The sequence below is a fragment of the Nocardia alni genome (assembly GCF_019038435.1).
Taxonomy (GTDB): Bacteria; Actinomycetota; Actinomycetes; order Mycobacteriales; family Mycobacteriaceae; genus Nocardia; species Nocardia alni.
In genome coordinates, this window is record NZ_JAGPOX010000360.1 from 1 (window position 1) to 435 (window position 435).

The 435-nt window shown below is 71.3% G+C and carries 1 protein-coding gene; it reads right to left on the reverse strand.

Annotated features, from left to right (window positions below; genetic code table 11):
- Window positions 1-435, reverse strand: a 435-nt coding sequence (locus JZ791_RS44330) for a penicillin-binding transpeptidase domain-containing protein (RefSeq protein WP_254207401.1), incomplete at both ends; no start/stop codon positions are given.

Genomic DNA, 435 nt, shown 5'->3' on the forward strand with positions numbered 1-435 from the left:
TCCTGGCCGGGGCCGGCCTCGATGGTGATCGGCGTGTCCTGCACGATCGAGGCGGGCGTATAGCCGTTGTCGAGCGCCGCCGAGTAGACGATCGGCTTGAACGAGGAGCCGGGCTGGCGCATCGCCTGGGTGGCGCGGTTGAACTCGGATTCGTCGTACGAGAAGCCGCCGACCATCGCGTGGACGCGGCCGGTATTGGGGTCCATCGCCACGATGGCGCCGGATACCTCGGGCTTCTGGCGCAGACGGTACTGCCCGCGGCCGCCATCCATCGCCTCGACATAGACCATGTCGCCGGGCTGGAGGTTCGGCCGGCCGGCCCAGCGCATGCCGTCCGGGGTGATCACGCCGGTCTCGCGGTCCTTGCCGACCTGGCCCGAGGCCTCTCGCCGGGGCTGGAGGCCGACCTGCACGCCGCCGCCGCCATTGCCGAGC